The organism is Pectobacterium odoriferum (genome assembly GCF_009931295.1).
Classification (GTDB): Bacteria; Pseudomonadota; Gammaproteobacteria; order Enterobacterales; family Enterobacteriaceae; genus Pectobacterium; species Pectobacterium odoriferum.
Genome location: NZ_CP034938.1, coordinates 2,537,537 through 2,558,402 on the forward strand (window position 1 = coordinate 2,537,537; position 20,866 = coordinate 2,558,402).

A 20,866-nucleotide genomic window follows, 5' to 3' on the forward strand; every position below is an offset into this window, starting at 1 on the left:
GTTTCAAATTATTTCTCATTTAATTAAACATCAGTATCTTCAATTGTTATTTAATGTCCAATTCATTATAATTGTAAGCAATATTTTCAAATTGAAATAATTATTTAATTCCACATCAAAGAAATAAATCAAATAACCATTAATTTTTAAACCGCATAAATCCCACCAATAAAATACGAAGAAAATCACAGAAATGAGATCATTTTAAATTTTCTCTTTTTAACGATCTTGTTCACATTACTGTAAGAAATAATAAATAGAATGGAACCGCTGAACAAAAGTGGCAGCGCGTTTTTAAATAATAATTCTCTTTGACTTGGGATAATAAAATGAAAGTTAAAATATTGACGATGGTGGTAACCTCCTTAATCAGCTTAAGCTCCATGGCGGTGACGATTGACTATCGTCACGAAATGAAAGATACAGCAAAGAACGATCATAAAGATCGTCTGTTGATGTCCCACCGTTTTGACAACGGTTTTGGCCTGTCAATGGAAGCCAAGTGGGGTCAATCTGACAAAGACAATACGCCAAATAAACCCTATAACGAAACGGTCAGCACCGGTACCGAAGTCACCGCTAGCTACCTGTACAAATTCGATAAAACCTTTGGTGTGGAAGCTGGCTTAAATATGGTTTCCTCTTCAAAAGACAACAACTATCGTCCTTATATCAAAGGCACAGCCAACATCACAGATTCTCTGTACTATGGCCTGCGCTACCGTGCATCCTACCTGCGCAAAAGTGACAGCATTGGTACTTCAGCCCCTTCAGATATGAAAGGCTACACTATCACCAGTACATTGGGTTACAAACTGCCAGCGAATTTTGTCATTGAATACGAATTTGAATACGACAAGAAAACTAAATCCGGTTCTGTTGGCTACCTCGCTGACAACGAGAACTATGACATGACCCACGATGTTAAACTGGCTTATAAATTCGACAAAAACTGGACACCTTACGTTCAAGTCGGTAATGTTTCTGGTAGCAAAACTACTGACGAGCGTCAAACTCGCTACCGCGTTGGCGTACAATACAATTTCTAATGGCTAACACCATCTAGATAATTGCTGTAATAAAATAGCGTTCTCTTTATTGGTTTGTTATTTCCTGTCTATAAAAACGGCGAAGTTATTTACTTCGCCGTTTTTTATTCTTCAAGAAAAATTACGTTAGCAATCAGAAGCGGTAACCGACACCAAACATAAAGGCCCATGGATCAATCTTCGTATGGATACTTTGCTGATCGTTACCGGCTTTAAATTTCACATCCGTATCGATATCCATCCACCACACGGACATATTTACCAACCAATTTTTATCCAGGTTGTAATCCAAGCCCGCTTGTGCAGCAACACCCCAAGAATTCTTCAGGCTCAGATCGCTCAGCCCTGCGCCCTTCCCTGTATCATTAAATTTCTCATCGAAGAACATCGTGTAATTCAGGCCAACGCCCAAATAGGGACGTAATTTATCTTGAGCATCACCAAAATAATACTGCGCAACCAGTGAAGGCGGCAGGTGTTTCACTTCCGCAATCGTTCCGGTACCAGGTGTTCCGACTTTATGTTTGAACGGCGTGGCGGCGAGTAATTCAACGCCAATATTATCTGTCACCATGTAACTGAAGGTCAGGCCCAACTGCGTATTGTTGTTTACCTGAAATTCTCCCAACCCCAGCACATTGTCCGAACTTTCACTTGGATGCACAGTGGCCGTACCCGCCCGAACAATGAAATCCCCCGCTTCATGAGCCTGTGCCAATGCAGGCATAAGCGCCGCAGCCAACAACAGGAAAGATGTTTTTTTCATTACCCACTCCATTTATAGGGTTTAAATTACGAACGAATATACCCCTAAGTAGGTATTCTTGTTTTAAGCCAGATCACATCTTTTTAAAATTTTACGCCAAAATTGAACTGAATCATTTATCACTAACCCATTAAAAAACATGAAATTGATTTAGATCAAAAATAGCGCAAAGGCATAAAGTATACGGCCTATGGCAAGGAGAACCACTCTGGGTAACCATGCCATGCTGACTTCTTAGTGAAGGGAAAAGCAGCATTGCATCGTTGACGGGGTGCCACAGCGCGAATTAACAGGTTACAATCGGGAGTTAAGTTCTCTCTGTCGATTTATCTTTTTCAAGGAGCCTGCATGCCTATCACGGCTAACACGTTGTACCGTGACACAATGAATTTCACCCGCAACCAGTTCATCAGCATCTTAATGATGTCACTGTTGACGGCATTCATTACTGTCATACTGAATCATGCACTATCGCCTTCTGGAGACGAGTTACGGATTCTGAGCAGTTCCAGCAGCGATCTGTCATCTTCTGTCGAAGCTGGTTTGATGGATATGATTCAGCAGATGACACCGGCACAACAAACCGTGTTACTGAAAATGTCGGCAGCAGGCACCTTTGCTGCGTTAGTGGGCAATGCGCTGTTGACGGGCGGAGTTCTGATGCTGATCCAACTGGTTTCTGACGGACAGCGCACCAGTGCACTGCGAGCAATTGGCGCCGCTGCACCTTTTTTACTGCGTCTGCTTATCCTGATCCTGCTGTGCACCCTGCTCATCCAGCTTGGCATGATGCTTCTGGTCATTCCTGGCGTGCTGCTCGCTATTGCGCTGAGTTTGTCACCCGTCATTGTCGTTACGGAAAAAAGCGGGATTTTCAATGCCATTAAAGTGAGTACCAAACTGGCTTACGGTAACCTGCGTGCAACCGCGCCTGCCATCGTGATGTGGCTACTGGCTAAAATCGCTATTTTGCTGATTGTGTCGAAGTTACCGATTTCCTCACCGACCGTGCTCGGCGTGGTTCTGAACGGTTTGGGCAACCTGATCTCCGCGATCCTGCTCATTTATCTGTTCCGCCTTTATATGCTGCTGCGCGCTTAATTACTGCCCTTTGCTTATGCCACCGCTTTGGTGGCATAGGTTCCGCCAGATCTCCGTTCGCTATCTACCCAATCGTAATTTTCTGCAAATTATTACAATATCTTGGGAATGGTGTTCCACAATAAAGGATAATGGCATGAGCTATCGGATAACTCTCGCGGGTTATGACTACGACACTGTTGAGTGATGGATTGACATAATGAAGCAACTTCTTGATTTTATACCGTTGGTCGTTTTTTTTGCGGCCTATAAACTTTATGACATTTATATCGCATCGGGTGCACTGATTGCGGCAACGGCGCTGTCACTCGTGGTCACCTGGGTGATGTATCGTAAAATAGAGAAAATGACGCTGGTCACCTTTGCAATGGTCGTCGTGTTCGGTTCGTTAACGCTGGTGTTCCATAACGATCTGTTTATCAAATGGAAAGTCACCATCATCTACGCCTTATTCGCGATTGCCCTGCTGGTTAGCCAATTTGTGATGAAACAGACTCTGATTCAGAAGATGCTGGGTAAAGAGTTAACCTTGCCGCAGCCCGTTTGGGGGAAACTGAATTTCGCCTGGGCCATGTTCTTTCTGGTGTGTGGACTGGTTAACATCTATATTGCTTTCTGGTTACCGCAAAACGTTTGGGTTAATTTCAAAGTCTTTGGTCTGACCGGTGTGACGCTGCTGTTTACGCTGATTTGTGGCGTTTATATCTATCGTCACTTGCCTAACGATCAGGAAAAGTCAGAAGAAGAAAAAAGCGAGCAACAGCAATAGCCAAAGCGAGATAGACACAATGAGCACACAAAACGTGTTACCACAGGGCGAACTGGTTCTCCGCACGCTGGCAATGCCAGCCGATACCAACGCGAACGGCGATATTTTTGGCGGTTGGCTGATGTCGCAAATGGACATCGGCGGCGCGATTTTGGCGAAAGAAATTGCCGAGGGACGTGTCGTTACCGTACGGGTTGATGGGATGTCGTTCTTAAAACCTGTCGCCGTCGGCGATGTGGTTTGTTGCTATGCGCGTTGCTTACGCACTGGCCGCAGTTCTATCAACGTCAACGTTGAAGTGTGGGTAAAGAAAGTCTCTTCTGAGCCAATTGGCCAGCGCTATCGGGCTACCGAAGCGTTATTCACCTACGTCGCAGTAGATGAAGAAGGTCATCCGCGCGAGCTGCCCGCAGGTAAAAGCAACTTCACACCAAGCGAGTGACATCGGGTAGCGTAAGCACTTAATTTGTGAACGGATATGTTTTTACCGGATATAAAGGCATAACGAAAACGGGGCGTCATCTGCAAAGATGACGCCCCGTCTCTTTTTCATATCAGCATGAATTATTCGACTGCCGCCCCGCCGTCAATTTTAAAGACGATGGTCACAACCAAATCTTTGCCCGGCTTACCGGCTTCATAACGCCATTTACGCATGGCCTGTTTGATATCGCGTTCGAACATATTACGCGGTTCGGCAGAAAGCACGCGCACGTTGTCAACACGTCCAGACTCATCCACATCAAACTGCATTTTTACCCGCCCTTCAACGCGCAGGGAAAACGCGCGCGCCGGATACTGAGGCTGTGCACGGCTCAACGGACGCGGCCCACTTGACTGCGTGCTTGCTGCGGGCGCAGGTGCCTGCTTCACCGGGGCATTATTCACATTGCGCGTTGGCTCTTCGCTGGTAAACGGAGAAGGCGGCTGTTTTTCAACGGTCGGTTCACGTTTAACCGGCTTCGGCTGCTCAACCTTCTTCACCGGCTTAGGTTCCGGTTTAGGTTTCGGCTTGGGCTTTGGTTCAGGTAATGGCATAGGAACCGGCTGCGGCAATGGCTCCGGTTCTGGAATCGGTTCCGGCTCAGGTTCAGGCTGCTTAACCGGCTCTGGCTCCGGGGCAGATTTAGCAGCAGGTGCCGCTTCATAGGCCGCTGGGTTCACCATCACAACGCTGATGGGCTTAGATTCCTGCGGTAATTCGATTGAATTATTAAATGATGCGTATAGCAATCCTGCAATCAGTGAACCGTGAAAACCGACTGAAAGTATGAATGGCCATGAGTAACGGCGGGTCAAAAAAAACTTTTTTTGCGGCATAGTCTGTCTTTATCCTCTTATGCCGCCCAAGTTTAAATGCAAATAGCAATCATATTCAATAACAACCCGTGGAATTGTTAAAAAAACCGAAGTCGTGGGGGATTACTCTGGTAAATCAACCTATTGTCCTCGCACTATTGTCTTCAAACAACATCACGTATGATGATAGAAACACGTTTCTCTTACCCGATAGCGTTTGACCGCTGGGTCTCAACCCCGGCCCCAAAACGAAAAAGGGTACCTTCCCACCTGTGAGGTCGCTATGCTCTACGTCATTTATGCTGAAGATAATGTTGATTCATTAGCAAAACGCCTGTCGGTCCGGCCGGACCATCTTGCCCGCTTACAGGCATTACGCGATCAGGGCCGACTGATTACTGCGGGCCCGTTACCTGCGATCGACAGCGACGATCCCGGTCAGGCTGGCTTTAGCGGCTCCGTGATTATCGCCGAATTCACATCGCTGGATGAGGCAACGGCATGGGCCAACGCCGACCCTTACATCACGGTAGGCGTCTATAAACACGTCAGCGTGAAGCCATTCAAGAAAGTGTTTTAAGGGTTCCCTTGATATAGGTCATGGCTACGCGAAAAAGCCATGACCCTTTTCGCCCTCGCCAAAAGCTGAAATATTTTAGTCATTTAACAGTGATAGTTTGACCGCTATTCATTTATAGAGGATCAACAATCATGTTAATGCCTGCGATTTTGCGAAACGGAGTTACTACGATCCGCCGCCGTCATCGCCTCAGTATTCTCTCCGGATTGTTATTGATCATTGGGTTGTTTTCTTTACTGCAATTGGTTTCCGTCGGCGTCATTTCGCAAACGATGACTCAGGTTCGGCAGGATATTTCCGCTAACGAGAGTCTTCGCCAGCAGCAAGCGTTAATGGATAAAGCGCGAATGGAAGTGATGAATGCCAGCGACAAACTTAACCGCGCGGGCATTTATTTGTTGGTAGACAAAGAAACCGGATCTGAAGGTAGCTGGCATAGCCTGATGGATGAGGCTGAAGTATCTCTCAAACAGGCACAAACGTATTACCAGCAACTGGAAACAACCACGACACCTGAAGCAGACACGACGGCTTTTGTGGATTTGAAAAAGAGCTATAGCCAGCTTTATTCAGGGCTCGTCGAGCTAGTCGAGGGAATAAAAACCACCAATCAGATCGATATTTTCTTTGCCGTTCCGGTACAGGCCTATCAAAGCGATTTTACCCAGAAGTATTCACACTATTTGCAAGACACCGATGCGTTGCAAAAACAGCATGGCCAACAATTTTTATCCTCTCTCGATAACGCAAAAACAATTTTCATTACGGTTCTGGGCCTCTTGTTGGTTATCGCCATCGCCGTGTGGATTGGCGTGAGTCGGATCATTATTCGTCCGCTGACGCACATCATCGCTCATTTAAAACTGATCGCCGCGGGCGACCTTTCGCATTCGGTCAGTACAAAGACGCGAGGTACACGCGAAGTTGAACAGCTCAATACCAGCGTGATCCAAATGCAGGAAGGTCTGGTGACCTTGGTCAATCAGGTTCGTCAGGGCGTTGACCACATGGTGACGCAGGTCGATCGGGTCGCGGCAGATAACCATCGGCTTTCCGAACAGGCGAAGCGCCAATCTCACGAGCTCAAAGCCACCACGGAGCACATTATTCAACTGAGCCAGCATCTTGAGCAAAATACCCAGCATACCCAACAGGCCAATTTGCATGCAGAAGACACCAGCAAGATCGCCGCTCAGGGTGAGACGATGATGAATGACGTCAAAGCGGCGATGTCAGATATTGCAGGCAGAACGCGTGAGATGACAGAAGCCATTGGGATGATTGAAAACGTGGCGTTTCAGACACATATTTTGTCGTTGAATGCCGCCATTGAAGCAGCTCGAGCTGGGACGATGGGACGAGGCTTTGCCGTTGTCGCGCGGGAAGTCGGCACGTTGGCTTCGCAAAGCAGCCATTCTGCACAAAATATTAATGTACTGATTCGTGATTCAGACAATAGCGTAACCGCAGGCACGCGGCTGGTGAACAAATTGAATGACAGCCTACAGAACATTATTCAGACAGCGAAAGGCACTGGCACGTTTTTGAGCGAAATCTCGGAAATATCGCACCAGCAGAACGAAAGCATTCATGAAGTCACCGCCCGACTCAGCACGCTGAACGATACCGTCAGAGAAAATGCGGGACAGGTTGAAGCCTCCGCACACACCTTTGCCTCACTGCTGGAGCAAACGGAACGCTTAAATACGTCGGTATCGCTGTTCATCCTGCCCTCAACAGAGGCTGAAGTTAATTTGATGATTGATCAGAGAGAAATGACACCGCGCATTCCGGCTATGGGATGAGCCGATGAGGGAATAAGCTCAGGGTGTGATAAAAAGTATGATAAAAAAATAGCGACCATACCTCGGGTCGCTATTTTCCTCACTGGCTTACCAGTCGTACGTTACCGCATAGAGCAATGCCCGTCGTTGCTGCTTTTGTTGCAAATAACGGGCAGAGCGAATATGACGATACGTACGTGATTGAGCCTCCAACCAGCGACTTCTTCTACGCTGGACCTGACGTAACATCCGCCAGCGACCCACTTCATTCCGACTGCGTTTCATTATGCGGCTCTTGTTAATTCACTCGCGCTGGGCATTATACCCCCCGATTGCGTGACGACAATCAGTGAATCACGCTCACCGCCATTCTCTTCTTAGCCAGCTACGCTATTTTATTCAGAGGAAAGGCATTTCCCCTTTTATAAATCTATGCGTACACTTTGTTAATTCTTTGCAGAAGGGAACTGTGCTGCTTTTATGTCGACATTTTATACCGTAATAAGTTGGTTACTGGTTTTTGGCTACTGGTTGCTGATCGCTGGTGTGACCTTGCGTATTCTGATGAAACGTCGGGCGGTGCCTTCTGCGATGGCCTGGCTGCTGGTGATTTATATTCTGCCACTTGTCGGTATTGTCGCTTATCTTTCGTTTGGCGAGCTCCATCTCGGCAAACGCCGAGCCGAACGCGCCAGCAAAATGTGGCCATCAACGGCAAAATGGCTACGCGAATTAAAAGAATATCGCCGTATTTTCGCAACGGAAAACAGTGAAGTCGCCAGCGCGTTATTTCAGCTGTGTGAAAGGCGACAAGGCGTTGGCGGAGTCAAAGGCAATCAGTTGCAGTTGATGACCACGTTTGATGACACCATTAAAGCGCTATTGCGTGATATTGAACTCGCACGCAGCAACATCGAAATGGTGTTCTACATCTGGCAACCCGGCGGCCTGGTTGAGCAAGTCTCCTCTTCTCTTATCGCCGCGGCACGACGCGGGGTGCACTGCCGCATTCTGCTGGACTCTGCCGGCAGCGTACAATTTTTCCGTCAGCATCACCCCGAGCTGATGCGCACCGCTGGGATTGAAGTGGTTGAAGCTCTGAAAGTGAACCTGTTCCGTGCGTTCCTCCGCCGCATGGACTTGCGGCAGCACCGTAAAATTATCCTCATCGATAACCGTATTGCCTATACCGGCAGCATGAATATGGTTGATCCCCGTTTTTTCAAACAAGATGCCGGCGTCGGGCAATGGATCGACCTGATGGCGCGTATTGAAGGCCCAGTGGCGACCACGCTGGGGATTATTTACTGCTGCGACTGGGAAATGGAGACGGGCAAGCGCCTGCTTCCGCCGCCGCCGGATGTTAACGTTATGCCGTTCGAACAGGAGAGCGGCCACACCATTCAGGTTATTGCTTCCGGCCCCGGTTATCCGGAAGAGATGATTCATCAGGCGCTGCTGACGTCCGTCTATTCGGCGCGTAAGCAGTTGATCATGACGACCCCCTACTTCGTGCCCAGCGACGATTTGCTGCACGCCATCTGCACCGCCGCACAGCGTGGTGTCGATGTCAGCATTATTGTTCCACACAAAAACGACTCGGTATTGGTCGGCTGGGCCAGTCGTGCGTTCTTCACAGAACTGCTGGCCGCTGGCGTAAAAATTTATCAATTCAAGGACGGACTGCTGCACACCAAAAGCGTACTGGTTGATGGACAGCTCAGCCTGGTTGGCACGGTGAATCTGGATATGCGCAGCCTGTGGCTGAATTTTGAAATTACGCTGGTGATTGACGATGCTGGATTCGGCAGCGATTTAGCCTGCGTACAGGAAGACTATATCGCCCGCTCACGTCTGTTAAACGCCACGCAGTGGCAAAATCGTCCTTACTGGCAACGCATCGTCGAGCGGCTGTTCTACTTTTTCAGCCCCCTGCTATAAATACGCGTTTTCCCGTGTTCTAATAAGGCTATTGGGAATTAACAGGAATTACGTTATGGATTTGAATAATCGCCTGACCGAAGACGAAGCATTGGAACAGGCCTACGATATCTTTTTAGAACTCGCGGCTGATAATCTCGATCCGGCCGATATTCTGCTGTTCAACCTGCAATTCGAAGAGCGCGGTGGCGCAGAGTTATTCGACCCTGCGGAAGACTGGGCCGAGCACGTTGATTTCGATCTGAACCCTGACTTTTTTGCCGAAGTCGTCATTGGGCTTGCCGAGAATGAAGGTGACGAGATCACGGATATTTTTGCCCGCGTGCTGATTTGTCGGGAAAAAGATCACAAACTTTGCCACATTTTGTGGAAAGAATAAGTTATCTCGCTTCAACGCAAGGCGTCTCCCGCAGGAGACGCCTTTTTTACATCAGTCACCGATAAACGGGTTACTGAACTTCCGCTTCCTGCGCCGGTAACAACGCCTGCGGATCGACCTTCAAACACGAAACCGCGTGCGTAAAGCTCCCTTCCAACAGTGGTCGGGTTTTCGAGCACTCAGGGCCGACAATCGGACAGCGGGTACAGAACACACAGCCCGATGGCGGATTGATTGGCGAAGGTAAATCCCCTTCCAGCAGCTGTATCTTCTTGTTCCGCTCCTGATCGGGATCGGGCGTCGGCACAGCGGACATCAGCGCGCGGGTATACGGGTGCTGCGGGTTTTTATAGACCTGATCGTACGTCCCCAGTTCTACCGCATGACCCAGATACATCACCAACACGCGATCGGAAATGTGCTTCACAACCGATAAGTCATGGGCGATAAAAATCAGCGACAAACGCATTTCACGCTGTAGCTGACGCAGCAGGTTAACCACCTGTGCCTGAATCGATACGTCCAGCGCGGAAACCGGCTCATCACAGATAATCAGCTTCGGTTCCAGAATCAGCGCGCGCGCGATGCCGATACGCTGACACTGCCCGCCAGAGAACTCATGCGGATAGCGGTTGATCAGGTTTGGCAGCAGCCCAACCTTCAGCATCATCGCTTTCACACGATCCTTTACCGCCTGTCGATCCAGCTCTGGGTGATAAACCTTTAACGGCTCGGCAATAATTTCACCAATGGTCATACGCGGATTCAGCGATGCCAGCGGATCCTGGAATATCATCTGAATGTCACTACGCGCGGCGCGCCACTCATCGGCGCTCATGCCCAGCAGGTCTTTCCCCAGCCAGGTGACTCGCCCATCCGTCGCTTTTACCAGACCGATAATGGCACGCGCCAGCGTAGACTTGCCGCAACCAGATTCACCCACCACGCCCAACGTTTCGCCTTCATATAAACGTAGCGTCACGCCATCAACGGCTTTCAGTTTTTTCGGCGGCTGCCAGAACCACTGCTTATCATCTCTGACGTCAAAGTGGACTTTCAGATCGTCCACTTCTAACAACACCTTTTTCTCGTCCGCGTTGTTCATACCACCTCCTCAATCGCTCTAAAGCAGGCGCGCAAGCGGCCATCACCAAAAGATTCCAGCGCCGGTGCGCTATGGCAGACATCCATTGAATACGGGCAGCGTGGTTGGAACGGACAGCCTTTCGGCAAGCGTAATAAGTTAGGCGGATTACCCGGAATGGTTGCCAGTACTTCATCTTCCGAATCCAGACGCGGCACGGCGTTGAGTAGGCCAACAGAGTACGGGTGGCTCGGATGATAAAAGACGTCGCGTGCAGCGCCGTATTCCATGGTGCGTCCGGCGTACATCACCAGCACTTTGTCACAAATACCAGCCACCACGCCCAGGTCATGGGTGATCATGATGATAGATGTATTAAACTCACGTTTCAGCTCGTTCAGCAGCGTCATAATCTGCGCCTGAACCGTCACATCCAGCGCTGTTGTCGGTTCATCGGCAATTAGCAGCTTTGGCCGACACAGCAGCGCCATTGCGATCATCACGCGCTGACGCATCCCACCGGAAAACTCATGCGGATACATCTTCATACGCTTACGCGCTTCCGGCATTTTGACCGCATCCAGCATTTTTACCGACTCTTCAAACGCTTCGCTTTTGCTCAGGCGTTTGTGCAACATCAACACTTCCATCAACTGTTCGCCGACGCGCATGTATGGGTTCAGCGAAGTCATCGGGTCCTGGAAGATCATACTGATTTCTTCAGCACGCAGCTTATTCAGCTGGCTTTCCGGCAAATTGAGAATCTCTTTGCCACGAAAACGCGCCGAGCCGCCAATACGGCCATTACGCGCTAGCAGCCCCATCAACGCAAACGCGGTTTGTGATTTACCGGAACCGGATTCACCCACAATCCCCAGCGTTTCACCGGCGTTGAGCGTGAAGTTCAGGTCGTTAACCGCCGTCACATCGCCATCCTGCGTTTTGAACGTTACCCGGAGATCCTGAACATGTAGCAGCGCGTCGTGCGCGCCAGTTAATTCAATCTTGCTCATGTCGATATTCCTCAGCGATCTTTCGGGTCGAGGGCATCACGCAGGCCATCGCCGATAAAGTTAAAACAAAACAGCGTGACAACCAGAAACGCCGCCGGATAGAACAGTAACCACGGCGACACTTCCATTGAGTTCGCACCATCATTCAGCAAGGCACCCCAGCTGCTTAACGGTTCCTGCGTTCCCAGCCCCAGGAAGCTCAGGAAGGATTCGAACAGGATCATGCTTGGCACCAGCAGAGAGGCATACACCACCACCACGCCCAGCACGTTAGGCACAACGTGGCGCAGCACGATACCGCGCGTGGAGACACCGGAAACCATCGCCGCTTCAATGAACTCTTTACGTTTCAGGCTCAGCGTCTGGCCGCGCACGATACGCGCCATATCCAGCCAGGACACCATGCCGATAGCCACGAAGATCAACAGCATGTTCTGCCCGAAGAACGTCACCAGCAGAATAACGAAGAACATGAACGGGAATGAGTTGAGGATTTCCAGCAGACGCATCATCACCGAATCCACTTTCCCGCCCAGATAACCCGACATCGCGCCATACAACGTTCCGACGATCACGGCAACCAGCGCCGCGGCTACACCAACCATCAGCGACACACGTCCACCGATGGCAACACGGACCAGCAGATCACGACCGGAGGAATCCGTACCAAAGTAGTGACCCGATGTCATATCCGGCGCGGCTGACATCATTCCCCAGTCGGTATCGGCGTAATCAAATGCCGACAGCATCGGCGCAAAAATCACAAACACGGTAATCACCGCTAAAACAAACAGACTGGCCAGCGCCGCACGGTTGTGGATAAAGCGCAGACGCGCATCCTGCCACAAACTGCGCCCTTCAATCTCAGCCTGCTCGGTGAAGTTCTCTAACGCTTCAACGTTTTTTCGATTCCAAAACATAACGCCCCCAATTAATAGCGAATTTTCGGATCGATAACAGCGTAGAGCACGTCAATGATCGCATTAAATAAAATGGTTAAGCCGCCGACCAGAATCGTCAGACTCAGTACCAGTGAATAGTCACGGTTCAGTGCACCGTTCACAAACAGTTGCCCAATGCCGGGTAAACCAAAAATGGTTTCAACAACCATCGAGCCGGTAATAATCCCCACAAACGCCGGCCCCATGTAGGAAAGCACGGGCAGTAGCGCAGGTTTTAACGCATGGCGCAGGACGATGCGGCGCATCGGTAGCCCTTTGGCGCGCGCGGTGCGGATAAAGTTAGAATGCAAAACCTCGATCATCGATCCTCGGGTAATACGCGCGATGCTGGCAATATAAGACAAAGACAGCGCCACCATCGGTAAAATCATATATTTGGGTGCCCCACCATTCCAGCCACCACCGGGTAGCCACCGCAGCGTAATAGCGAAAATCAGCACCAGCAACGGCGCGACGACAAAGCTGGGTATCACCACCCCCGTCATGGCAAAGCCCATCACGGTATAGTCCCATTTCGTATTCTGATTCAGCGCGGCGATCACACCGGCACTCACACCAAAAATAACCGCCAGAACGAATGCCGCAGCCCCGAGTTTTGCAGAAACAGGGAAAGACGTCGCGACCAGATCGTTCACGGAATAGTCTTTGTATTTAAAAGAAGGACCGAAATCACCCTGTACCAATTGCAGTAAGTAGTTACCGTACTGCGTCATGATAGGATCGTTCAGATGGTATTTGGCTTCAATATTCGCCATCACTTCCGGCGGTAAATTACGCTCACCGGTAAAAGGGCTGCCGGGTGCCAATCGCATCATGAAGAACGAGATGGTGATCAGGATAAATAGTGTTGGAATCGCCTCTAAACAGCGGCGAAGAATAAATTTTAACATTGCTCGTACCTATAAAAGGCTGGCAGCACAGCTGCGTGCGCCAGCCATTATTATTAGTGCTTGATGATATAAAGATCTTTCACGTAAACATTATCCTGCGGATCGTTGCCCGTTAATCCACCAACATAAGGTTTCACCAGTCGGGTATTCGCATAGTAATAGACCGGTATGGTGACAGCGTCTTTATCCAGTTGCGATTCCGCCTGCTGGTAAACCGCAGCGCGCTCCTCATCGGTTTTCACCTGCAAGGATTTCGCCACCAGTGCATCAAACTCTTTGCTCTTATAGTGCGAGGTGTTACTGCTGCTGTCGGACAGCATGCTGTTCAGGAAGGTTGAAGGTTCGTTATAGTCCGCACACCATCCGGCGCGTGCAACATCATAGGTTCCCTGATGACGGGTGCTGAGGAAAGTTTTCCATTCCTGGTTTTCCAGCTTAACGTCCACTCCGATATTCTGTTTCCAGATAGAAGCCGCTGCAATCGCCATCTTTTTATGCAGATCGGAGGTGTTGTACAGCAGGTTCAACGTCAGCGGTTTGTCTGCGGTATAACCCGCTTCTGCCAACAGTTTTTTCGCTTCTTCATTACGTTTCGCCTGTGACCAGGTGAACCACTCCGGTACTGACGCTTTCAGGCCATCGATATACGGAGGAACAAAGCCATAGGCAGGAATATCGCCCTGATTCTTCACCTTGTTGGTCAGAATATCCTGGCTCAGACCCAGACGCAGCGCGGTACGAACTCGTACATCGTTAAACGGCGGCTTCTGGTTGTTCACTTCGTAGTAGTAGGTACACAGGTACGGGTTAACCTTCACTTCATCTGGGATTTCTTTCTTCAGTTTTTGGAAGAGTTCGATCGGCAGGTTGTTGTACGTCATGTCAATTTCACCGCTGCGGTAGCGGTTAACGTCCGTCACTTCAGACGCGATCGGCAAATACGTCACTTGGTTAATCACGGTATGGGCGTTGTCCCAATATTGCGGGTTACGCTCCAGCACCATTTTTTCGTTCACAACCCAGCTTTTCAGCTTGTAAGCACCATTGCCGACCCAGTTTTGCGGCTGCGTCCATTTTTCACCGAATTTTTCAACAACGGCTTTATTGATTGGGGACATCGCAACGTAAACAGGCAGCTTATAGAAATAAGGCACCGCTTCGGACAGCGTAACCTCAAAGGTATGATCGTCGATCGCTTTTACGCCCAGCGTATCAGGGGATTTCTTGCCAGCGATGATGTCATCGATATTCAGCAGATGACCATATTGCAGATAGCTGGCGTAAGGTGATGCCGTCTTTGGATCGGCCAGACGCTGCCAGCTATAGACGAAATCGTGTGCGGTAACCGGCTCACCGTTGGACCATTTGGCATCTTTACGCAGGTGGAATGTCCACACTTTAAAATCTTTGTTATCCCAGCTTTCCGCTACGCCGGGACTGGTTTTGCCGTTAACGTCAGCAATAACCAACCCTTCCAGCAGATCGCGTGACACGTTGGATTCCGGCACACCTTCGATTTTATGCGGGTCGAGGGAAGAAACTTCAGCACCGTTGTTACGAACCAATTCCTGTTTTTCTGCTAACTGAACGCCTGCGGGAACGGTCGCGGCAAAGGCAGAAACAGCCATCGTGCTACTTAATGCCGCGATAATAGCGGCAGCTACTCTTTTTTTAGTTGTGATGTGTGTCATTATTTTCTCCTGTAATGTTGTCGTGTTAGTTATCCCAGCACGATTCCTGAATTAGAGCCCTGTGAGAAAACGATTAATCGATTCGACTCACACCCCATTCCCACAGAGCAAGAATGGGTAACCAGAGATTAAACACCAAATTAATCACTGTTCGCTCATTTCATTTGCATCAAACCGTAAACAGCCGCGGATTAATGCTTAATGATATAGAGATCCTTCACCCGTATATTATCCAAAGGATCCTTGCCGGTAATACCGCCGACATAAGGTTTTATCAGTCGGGTATTCGCGTAGTAATAGACCGGCACGATCGTCGCGTCTTTATCCAACTGCGATTCCGCCTGCTGATAAATCTCTGCGCGTTCATCGTCCGTTTTTGCCTGAACCGCCTGCGCCATCAGCTTGTCGAACGCCGCGCTCTTATAATGCGCTGTGTTGTTGCTACTGTCTGACAGCATGCTATTCAGGAACGATGTCGGTTCGTTATAGTCCGCACACCATCCGGCACGCGCAACGTCATAATTGCCTTGATGACGCGTGCTGAGATAAGTTTTCCATTCCTGATTTTCCAATTTCGCGTCAACGCCCAAATTCTGTTTCCAGACCGAGACCGCTGCAATCGCCAGCTTCTTATGCAGATCTGACGAGTTATAGAGCAAACTAAACGTCAGCGGTTTCTCTGCGGTATAGCCCGCTTCCGCCAGCAGTTTTTTCGCTTCTTCATTACGTTTCGCCTGTGGCCAGGTAAACCACTCTGGCGTATGCGCTTTCAAGCCGTCCGTAAACGGAGGAATATAACCATAGGCAGGAATATCGCCCTGATTTTTCACTTTATTGGTCAATATGTCTTGATCAAGCCCCATGCGCAGAGCCGTACGTACCCGTACATCGTTAAATGGCGGTTTCTGATTATTGATTTCGTAATAATACGTGCAGAGGTAGGGATTGATGTTAACTTCTTGCGGGATTTCTTTTTTCAGCTTCTGAAATAGCTCAATGGGCAATTTATTATTGGTGACATCAATTTCACCCGCACGGTAACGGTTAACATCCGTCACTTCAGAAGCAATAGGCAGATAGGTGACCTGATTAATCACGGTCTTGCCGTTATCCCAATATCGGGTATTACGCTCCAGCACAAGCCGCTCATTCACAACCCAGGATTTAAGACGGTAGGCGCCATTTCCTACCCAGTTTTCCGGCTGGGTCCATTTATCACCAAACTTCTCTACCGCCGCTTTATTTACCGGGGACAGGGATGAGTGATTCAGTAATTTATAAAAGTAAGGGATCGGCTCGCTTAATGTGACTTCCAGCGTATGGTCGTCGAGTGCTTTTACGCCCAACGTATCGGGAGATTTTTTGCTGGCAATAATGTCATCAATATTCAGCAGATGACCATATTGCAAATAGCTGGCGTAAGGAGAAACCGTTTTCGGATCGGCCAGACGCTGCCAGCTATAAACGAAATCTTGTGCGGTAACCGGCTCGCCATTCGACCATTTGGCATCTTTACGTAAATGGAATGTCCAGACTTTAAAATCGCTGCTTTCCCATCGCTCGGCCACGCCTGGAATCGGGTGTCCATCCGGATCGGAAATCACCAACCCTTCATATAAATCGCGCGCGACGTTGGATTCCGGAACACCTTCGATTTTATGTGGGTCCAGTGATGACACCTCAGCGCCATTGTTTCTCACCAGAACTTGCTCTTTCGCCAGTTCAACACCGGCAGGTACAGTAGCAGCCTGAACATTCACGCATGACGCCATCACTGCTGCGGCAATCATACTGGTAACAAAGCATCGTTTTGTTTTGCGAGTTTTCACTTTATAAACGCCCCTGTCTTGATACAGCGCCATACCGGACTCTATGCGTAAAAATCACCGTTACATAGAGCAGAAAAGATCGCCCATTATCCAAATAAATCATAAAATTAATTTATGGATGAATAACGAATAGCGGGTCGACACTCGAAGCTATCAAAAGCGGACACATTCGCCAATATTTTTACATTGATGTTGCTTAATTTTCTTTACTACAAATCGGTAAATATTTTACTTCAATCGTTATGACAATCATTAACCTCATGATAAACAATGTTTTTTCGATTCCCCTTCAAGTATTTTTTAAATATTCAGCAATTTATAAGCTTTGAACAAAAAAACATCGTAGTGGGTTTTATCATTTTCACAGCACAAAAATGATGACGTATGCTTACCTGTCCGCGTCATTATCTGACCATAATGTTATTATTTTAACAATTCCATTACTCACCTAGCACCACAATAGTTCCCTATTTCCCTGCTATAGGCTGTGCGTAAAATAACTAACTCGATTAAGATATAAGCACTGTTTATACGAGCACGTTTTATACGAACACGTCACTCCCATAATGTGAACCACAGCGAGCCTAGAATCCCTCCCACAACGCCCCACTTCAGTGCCTCTCTCTATCCCTTACCAATCCCTTTTAGGTAGAAAAGCCGCTGTTCCTGTCTGGTTAATGATAATCGTTATCAAAATCAACCTGCTGAATGGTGTCAGCTTAAAGAAAATTCGATATTGATCACAAAAAAGGCACCTATAAATAGGTATGCTCATCCCATACCGTTGTGAACACGTAAATCTTCTTAATTTTGATGTGATTTCAAAACAATACTTCAAAAATTTACGATATCGGCGGTTACAGTATTTTAAAAAGCAACAATCGCGCCACAACGTCGACTAACAAGCTCTTTGAGTCAATTAACGTGTGATAGGTAGGAAAGAATGGCCCAGTAACGGGAACGTACCCCGCTCGTTTATCTATACTGTTCTATCCGGCGAACAATTGACTGAAAGAGTTTAACATTTATCAGGAGAGCATTATGGCCGTAACCAACGTTGCTGAACTTAACGCATTGGTCGAAAGAGTGAAAAAGGCACAGCAGGAATTTGCCACTTACACTCAGGAACAAGTGGATAAAATCTTCCGCGCTGCCGCACTCGCTGCATCGGATGCCCGTATCCCGCTGGCAAAAATGGCGGTTGCCGAATCTGGCATGGGGATCGTGGAAGATAAAGTCATCAAAAACCACTTCGCTTCCGAGTACATTTATAATGCCTATCAAGATGAAAAAACCTGTGGCGTCCTCTCTACTGATGACACTTTCGGTACCATTACGATCGCTGAACCTATTGGTCTGATTTGCGGTATTGTTCCCACCACTAACCCCACGTCTACCGCGATTTTTAAAGCGTTGATCAGCCTGAAAACCCGTAACGGGATTATCTTCTCTCCTCATCCGCGTGCAAAAAATGCGACCAATAAAGCTGCTGACATTGTTCTGCAAGCAGCCATTGCGGCAGGCGCACCGAAAGATATCATCGGTTGGATCGATCAGCCTTCCGTCGAGCTGTCCAATCAGCTTATGCACCACCCAGATATCAATCTGATTCTGGCGACTGGCGGCCCAGGTATGGTGAAAGCCGCATACAGCTCCGGTAAACCGGCAATCGGCGTCGGCGCCGGTAACACGCCTGTTGTCGTTGACGAAACCGCAGATATCAAGCGTGCCGTTGCGTCTATTCTGATGTCGAAAACCTTCGATAACGGTGTAATTTGTGCGTCAGAACAGTCAGTCATCGTGGTGGACAGCGTCTATGATGCTGTGCGTGAACGTTTTGCCACCCACGGCGGTTACATGCTGAAAGGCAAAGAACTGCATGCCGTACAGGGTATTCTGCTGAAAAACGGTTCGCTGAACGCCGACATTGTGGGCCAGCCTGCATCGAAGATCGCAGAAATGGCGGGTATCACCGTCCCTGCAAACACCAAAGTGCTGATCGGTGAAGTGACGGCCGTCGATGAATCCGAACCGTTTGCCCATGAGAAACTGTCTCCAACGCTGGCGATGTACCGTGCGAAAGACTTCAATGACGCTGTCATTAAAGCGGAAAAACTGGTCGCAATGGGTGGCATCGGTCACACATCCTGCCTGTATACCGATCAGGACAATCAGCCAGAACGCGTGAATCATTTCGGTAATATGATGAAAACGGCGCGTATCCTGATTAACACCCCGGCTTCTCAGGGGGGGATCGGCGATCTCTACAACTTCAAACTCGCTCCGTCTCTGACGCTGGGCTGTGGCTCTTGGGGCGGAAACTCCATCTCCGAAAACGTCGGTCCGAAGCACTTGATCAACAAGAAAACGGTAGCCAAGCGAGCAGAGAATATGTTGTGGCATAAACTTCCTAAATCCATTTATTTCCGTCGCGGTTCACTGCCTATCGCCCTTGAAGAAGTCGCCTCCGATGGTGCAAAACGTGCATTTATCGTGACCGACCGCTTCCTGTTCAACAACGGCTATGTCGATCAGGTGACGTCTGTACTGAAACAGCACGGACTGGAAACCGAAGTGTTTTTCGAAGTTGAAGCTGACCCGACGCTAAGCATCGTGCGTAAAGGCGCGGAACAAATGCATTCCTTCAAACCGGATGTGATTATTGCGCTGGGCGGCGGCTCTCCGATGGATGCCGCGAAGATCATGTGGGTGATGTATGAGCACCCTACGACGCACTTCGAAGAGCTGGCACTGCGCTTTATGGATATCCGTAAACGTATCTACAAGTTCCCGAAAATGGGTGTCAAAGCCAAAATGGTGGCGATTACCACCACATCCGGTACCGGTTCTGAAGTCACACCGTTTGCCGTAGTGACTGACGATGCTACCGGACAGAAATATCCGTTGGCGGACTACGCGCTGACGCCAGATATGGCGATTGTTGATGCCAATTTGGTCATGAATATGCCGAAATCGCTGTGTGCGTTTGGCGGACTTGATGCCGTAACCCACTCACTGGAAGCCTATGTTTCTGTGCTGGCAAACGAATATTCAGATGGACAGGCGTTACAAGCGCTGAAACTCCTGAAGGAAAACTTGCCAGACAGCTACCGTGACGGCGCGAAAAACCCGGTTGCCCGTGAGCGTGTACATAACGCCGCAACAATTGCAGGTATCGCGTTTGCCAACGCCTTCCTCGGCGTCTGTCATTCCATGGCGCATAAGCTGGGCTCTGAATTCCATATTCCGCACGGCCTGGCTAATGCCCTGCTGATCTCAAACGTGATTCGCTATAACGCGAACGACAACCCGACCAAGCAGACGACGTTCAGCCAGTATGACCGTCCGCAGGCTCGCCGTCGTTATGCGGAAATAGCCGACCACCTGCGTTTGACTGCTCCAAGCGATCGTACCGCGCAGAAAATCGAGAAATTGCTGAACTGGCTGGAAGAAATGAAGACTGAGCTGGGGATCCCAACGTCCATTCGTGAAGCGGGCGTACAGGAAGCCGATTTCCTGGCTAAGGTCGATAAACTGTCAGAAGATGCGTTCGACGATCAGTGTACTGGCGCTAACCCGCGTTACCCGCTGATTTCCGAACTGAAACAAATTCTGCTGGATACTTACTATGGTCGTAAGTTCTCTGAAGAAGAAAAAACAGAAGCAGTTGAACCTGTAGCCAAGGCCGCTAAAACCAGCAAGAAAGCTGCACATTAATGTTCTGGCTGT

The 20,866-nt window shown here is 48.9% G+C and carries 18 protein-coding genes; 9 read left to right on the plus strand and 9 right to left on the minus strand.

Annotated features, from left to right (window positions below; genetic code table 11):
• Positions 1–329 precede the first annotated feature (329 nt).
• Positions 330–1,049 (plus strand): oligogalacturonate-specific porin KdgM family protein, encoded by a 720-nt coding sequence (locus EO763_RS11230; RefSeq protein WP_161528996.1) that lies wholly within the window; start codon positions 330–332, stop codon positions 1,047–1,049.
• Between the two features lie 133 nt (positions 1,050–1,182).
• Here EO763_RS11230 and ompW read toward each other — a convergent pair whose 3' ends face one another.
• On the minus strand, positions 1,183–1,815 hold the full coding sequence (gene ompW, locus EO763_RS11235; protein ID WP_039489517.1) for an outer membrane protein OmpW: 633 nt from the start codon (positions 1,813–1,815) through the stop codon (positions 1,183–1,185).
• 348 nt (positions 1,816–2,163) lie between these two features.
• On the opposite strand from ompW, the gene EO763_RS11240 reads away from it, so the two are divergent.
• The 3 genes from EO763_RS11240 (at position 2,164) to yciA (ending at position 4,127) form a co-directional block, all read left to right on the plus strand.
• Positions 2,164–2,916 (plus strand): YciC family protein, encoded by a 753-nt coding sequence (locus EO763_RS11240; RefSeq protein ID WP_161528997.1) that lies wholly within the window; start codon positions 2,164–2,166, stop codon positions 2,914–2,916.
• Between the two features lie 199 nt (positions 2,917–3,115).
• Positions 3,116–3,685, plus strand: a complete 570-nt coding sequence (locus EO763_RS11245) for a septation protein A (RefSeq protein WP_010295202.1) — start codon at positions 3,116–3,118, stop codon at positions 3,683–3,685.
• Positions 3,686–3,704: 19 nt separating this feature from the next.
• Complete coding sequence (yciA, locus tag EO763_RS11250; RefSeq protein ID WP_010275288.1) at positions 3,705–4,127, plus strand: acyl-CoA thioester hydrolase YciA; 423 nt, start codon at positions 3,705–3,707, stop codon at positions 4,125–4,127.
• Between the two features lie 122 nt (positions 4,128–4,249).
• Here the strand turns inward: yciA and tonB are convergent, their stop codons facing one another.
• Complete coding sequence (gene tonB, locus EO763_RS11255; RefSeq protein WP_039489521.1) at positions 4,250–5,005, minus strand: TonB system transport protein TonB; 756 nt, start codon at positions 5,003–5,005, stop codon at positions 4,250–4,252.
• A 262-nt stretch (positions 5,006–5,267) separates the two neighbouring features.
• Between tonB and EO763_RS11260 the strand changes: the two genes are divergently transcribed.
• Positions 5,268–5,564: a YciI family protein gene (locus EO763_RS11260; protein ID WP_161528998.1), complete on the plus strand. Its 297-nt coding sequence runs from the start codon at positions 5,268–5,270 to the stop codon at positions 5,562–5,564.
• A 131-nt stretch (positions 5,565–5,695) separates the two neighbouring features.
• Entirely contained in the window at positions 5,696–7,369 is a 1,674-nt protein-coding gene (locus EO763_RS11265) for a Tar ligand binding domain-containing protein (protein ID WP_161528999.1), read from the plus strand.
• 87 nt (positions 7,370–7,456) lie between these two features.
• Here the strand turns inward: EO763_RS11265 and EO763_RS11270 are convergent, their stop codons facing one another.
• Positions 7,457–7,633: a YciY family protein gene (locus EO763_RS11270; RefSeq protein WP_085996914.1), complete on the minus strand. Its 177-nt coding sequence runs from the start codon at positions 7,631–7,633 to the stop codon at positions 7,457–7,459.
• A 195-nt stretch (positions 7,634–7,828) separates the two neighbouring features.
• Here EO763_RS11270 and cls point away from each other — a divergent pair, with 195 nt between their 5' ends.
• On the plus strand, positions 7,829–9,289 hold the full coding sequence (cls, locus tag EO763_RS11275) for a cardiolipin synthase (RefSeq protein WP_015840225.1): 1,461 nt from the start codon (positions 7,829–7,831) through the stop codon (positions 9,287–9,289).
• Between the two features lie 55 nt (positions 9,290–9,344).
• Positions 9,345–9,668, plus strand: a complete 324-nt coding sequence (locus EO763_RS11280) for an HI1450 family dsDNA-mimic protein (protein WP_015840224.1) — start codon at positions 9,345–9,347, stop codon at positions 9,666–9,668.
• Positions 9,669–9,738: 70 nt separating this feature from the next.
• Here EO763_RS11280 and oppF read toward each other — a convergent pair whose 3' ends face one another.
• The 6 genes from oppF to oppA (EO763_RS11310) form a co-directional block, all read right to left on the minus strand.
• Positions 9,739–10,773 carry a murein tripeptide/oligopeptide ABC transporter ATP binding protein OppF gene (gene oppF / locus EO763_RS11285; RefSeq protein WP_161529000.1) on the minus strand — a complete coding sequence of 345 codons (1,035 nt, stop codon included), beginning with the start codon at positions 10,771–10,773 and terminating at the stop codon, positions 9,739–9,741.
• Positions 10,770–11,765, minus strand: coding sequence for an ABC transporter ATP-binding protein (gene oppD, locus EO763_RS11290; RefSeq protein ID WP_161529001.1), 996 nt, complete (start codon positions 11,763–11,765; stop codon positions 10,770–10,772). Before oppD ends, oppF begins: the two co-directional genes overlap by 4 nt.
• 11 nt (positions 11,766–11,776) lie before the next feature.
• Positions 11,777–12,685 carry an oligopeptide ABC transporter permease OppC gene (gene oppC / locus EO763_RS11295; RefSeq protein ID WP_010295218.1) on the minus strand — a complete coding sequence of 303 codons (909 nt, stop codon included), beginning with the start codon at positions 12,683–12,685 and terminating at the stop codon, positions 11,777–11,779.
• A gap of 11 nt (positions 12,686–12,696) precedes the next feature.
• Positions 12,697–13,617: an oligopeptide ABC transporter permease OppB gene (oppB, locus tag EO763_RS11300; protein ID WP_039489534.1), complete on the minus strand. Its 921-nt coding sequence runs from the start codon at positions 13,615–13,617 to the stop codon at positions 12,697–12,699.
• A gap of 53 nt (positions 13,618–13,670) precedes the next feature.
• Positions 13,671–15,308: an oligopeptide ABC transporter substrate-binding protein OppA gene (gene oppA, locus EO763_RS11305; RefSeq protein WP_161529002.1), complete on the minus strand. Its 1,638-nt coding sequence runs from the start codon at positions 15,306–15,308 to the stop codon at positions 13,671–13,673.
• Positions 15,309–15,499: 191 nt separating this feature from the next.
• Complete coding sequence (gene oppA / locus EO763_RS11310) at positions 15,500–17,098, minus strand: oligopeptide ABC transporter substrate-binding protein OppA (protein ID WP_244322091.1); 1,599 nt, start codon at positions 17,096–17,098, stop codon at positions 15,500–15,502.
• Positions 17,099–18,178: 1,080 nt separating this feature from the next.
• On the opposite strand from oppA (EO763_RS11310), the gene adhE reads away from it, so the two are divergent.
• Positions 18,179–20,854 carry a bifunctional acetaldehyde-CoA/alcohol dehydrogenase gene (adhE, locus tag EO763_RS11315; RefSeq protein WP_161529004.1) on the plus strand — a complete coding sequence of 892 codons (2,676 nt, stop codon included), beginning with the start codon at positions 18,179–18,181 and terminating at the stop codon, positions 20,852–20,854.
• Positions 20,855–20,866 lie beyond the last annotated feature (12 nt).

Coding starts and splice junctions, on each gene's coding strand:
- cls (WP_015840225.1), top strand. CDS start 7,829: ATGTCGACATTTTATACCGTAATAAGTTGGTTACTGGTTTTTGGCTAC.
- EO763_RS11280 (WP_015840224.1), top strand. CDS start 9,345: ATGGATTTGAATAATCGCCTGACCGAAGACGAAGCATTGGAACAGGCC.
- oppA (WP_161529002.1), bottom strand. CDS start 15,308: ATGACACACATCACAACTAAAAAAAGAGTAGCTGCCGCTATTATCGCG.
- EO763_RS11265 (WP_161528999.1), top strand. CDS start 5,696: ATGTTAATGCCTGCGATTTTGCGAAACGGAGTTACTACGATCCGCCGC.
- adhE (WP_161529004.1), top strand. CDS start 18,179: ATGGCCGTAACCAACGTTGCTGAACTTAACGCATTGGTCGAAAGAGTG.
- oppF (WP_161529000.1), bottom strand. CDS start 10,773: ATGAACAACGCGGACGAGAAAAAGGTGTTGTTAGAAGTGGACGATCTG.
- oppA (WP_244322091.1), bottom strand. CDS start 17,098: ATGATTGCCGCAGCAGTGATGGCGTCATGCGTGAATGTTCAGGCTGCT.
- EO763_RS11260 (WP_161528998.1), top strand. CDS start 5,268: ATGCTCTACGTCATTTATGCTGAAGATAATGTTGATTCATTAGCAAAA.
- ompW (WP_039489517.1), bottom strand. CDS start 1,815: ATGAAAAAAACATCTTTCCTGTTGTTGGCTGCGGCGCTTATGCCTGCA.
- EO763_RS11240 (WP_161528997.1), top strand. CDS start 2,164: ATGCCTATCACGGCTAACACGTTGTACCGTGACACAATGAATTTCACC.
- oppB (WP_039489534.1), bottom strand. CDS start 13,617: ATGTTAAAATTTATTCTTCGCCGCTGTTTAGAGGCGATTCCAACACTA.
- oppC (WP_010295218.1), bottom strand. CDS start 12,685: ATGTTTTGGAATCGAAAAAACGTTGAAGCGTTAGAGAACTTCACCGAG.
- oppD (WP_161529001.1), bottom strand. CDS start 11,765: ATGAGCAAGATTGAATTAACTGGCGCGCACGACGCGCTGCTACATGTT.
- EO763_RS11245 (WP_010295202.1), top strand. CDS start 3,116: ATGAAGCAACTTCTTGATTTTATACCGTTGGTCGTTTTTTTTGCGGCC.
- tonB (WP_039489521.1), bottom strand. CDS start 5,005: ATGCCGCAAAAAAAGTTTTTTTTGACCCGCCGTTACTCATGGCCATTC.
- EO763_RS11270 (WP_085996914.1), bottom strand. CDS start 7,633: ATGAAACGCAGTCGGAATGAAGTGGGTCGCTGGCGGATGTTACGTCAG.
- EO763_RS11230 (WP_161528996.1), top strand. CDS start 330: ATGAAAGTTAAAATATTGACGATGGTGGTAACCTCCTTAATCAGCTTA.
- yciA (WP_010275288.1), top strand. CDS start 3,705: ATGAGCACACAAAACGTGTTACCACAGGGCGAACTGGTTCTCCGCACG.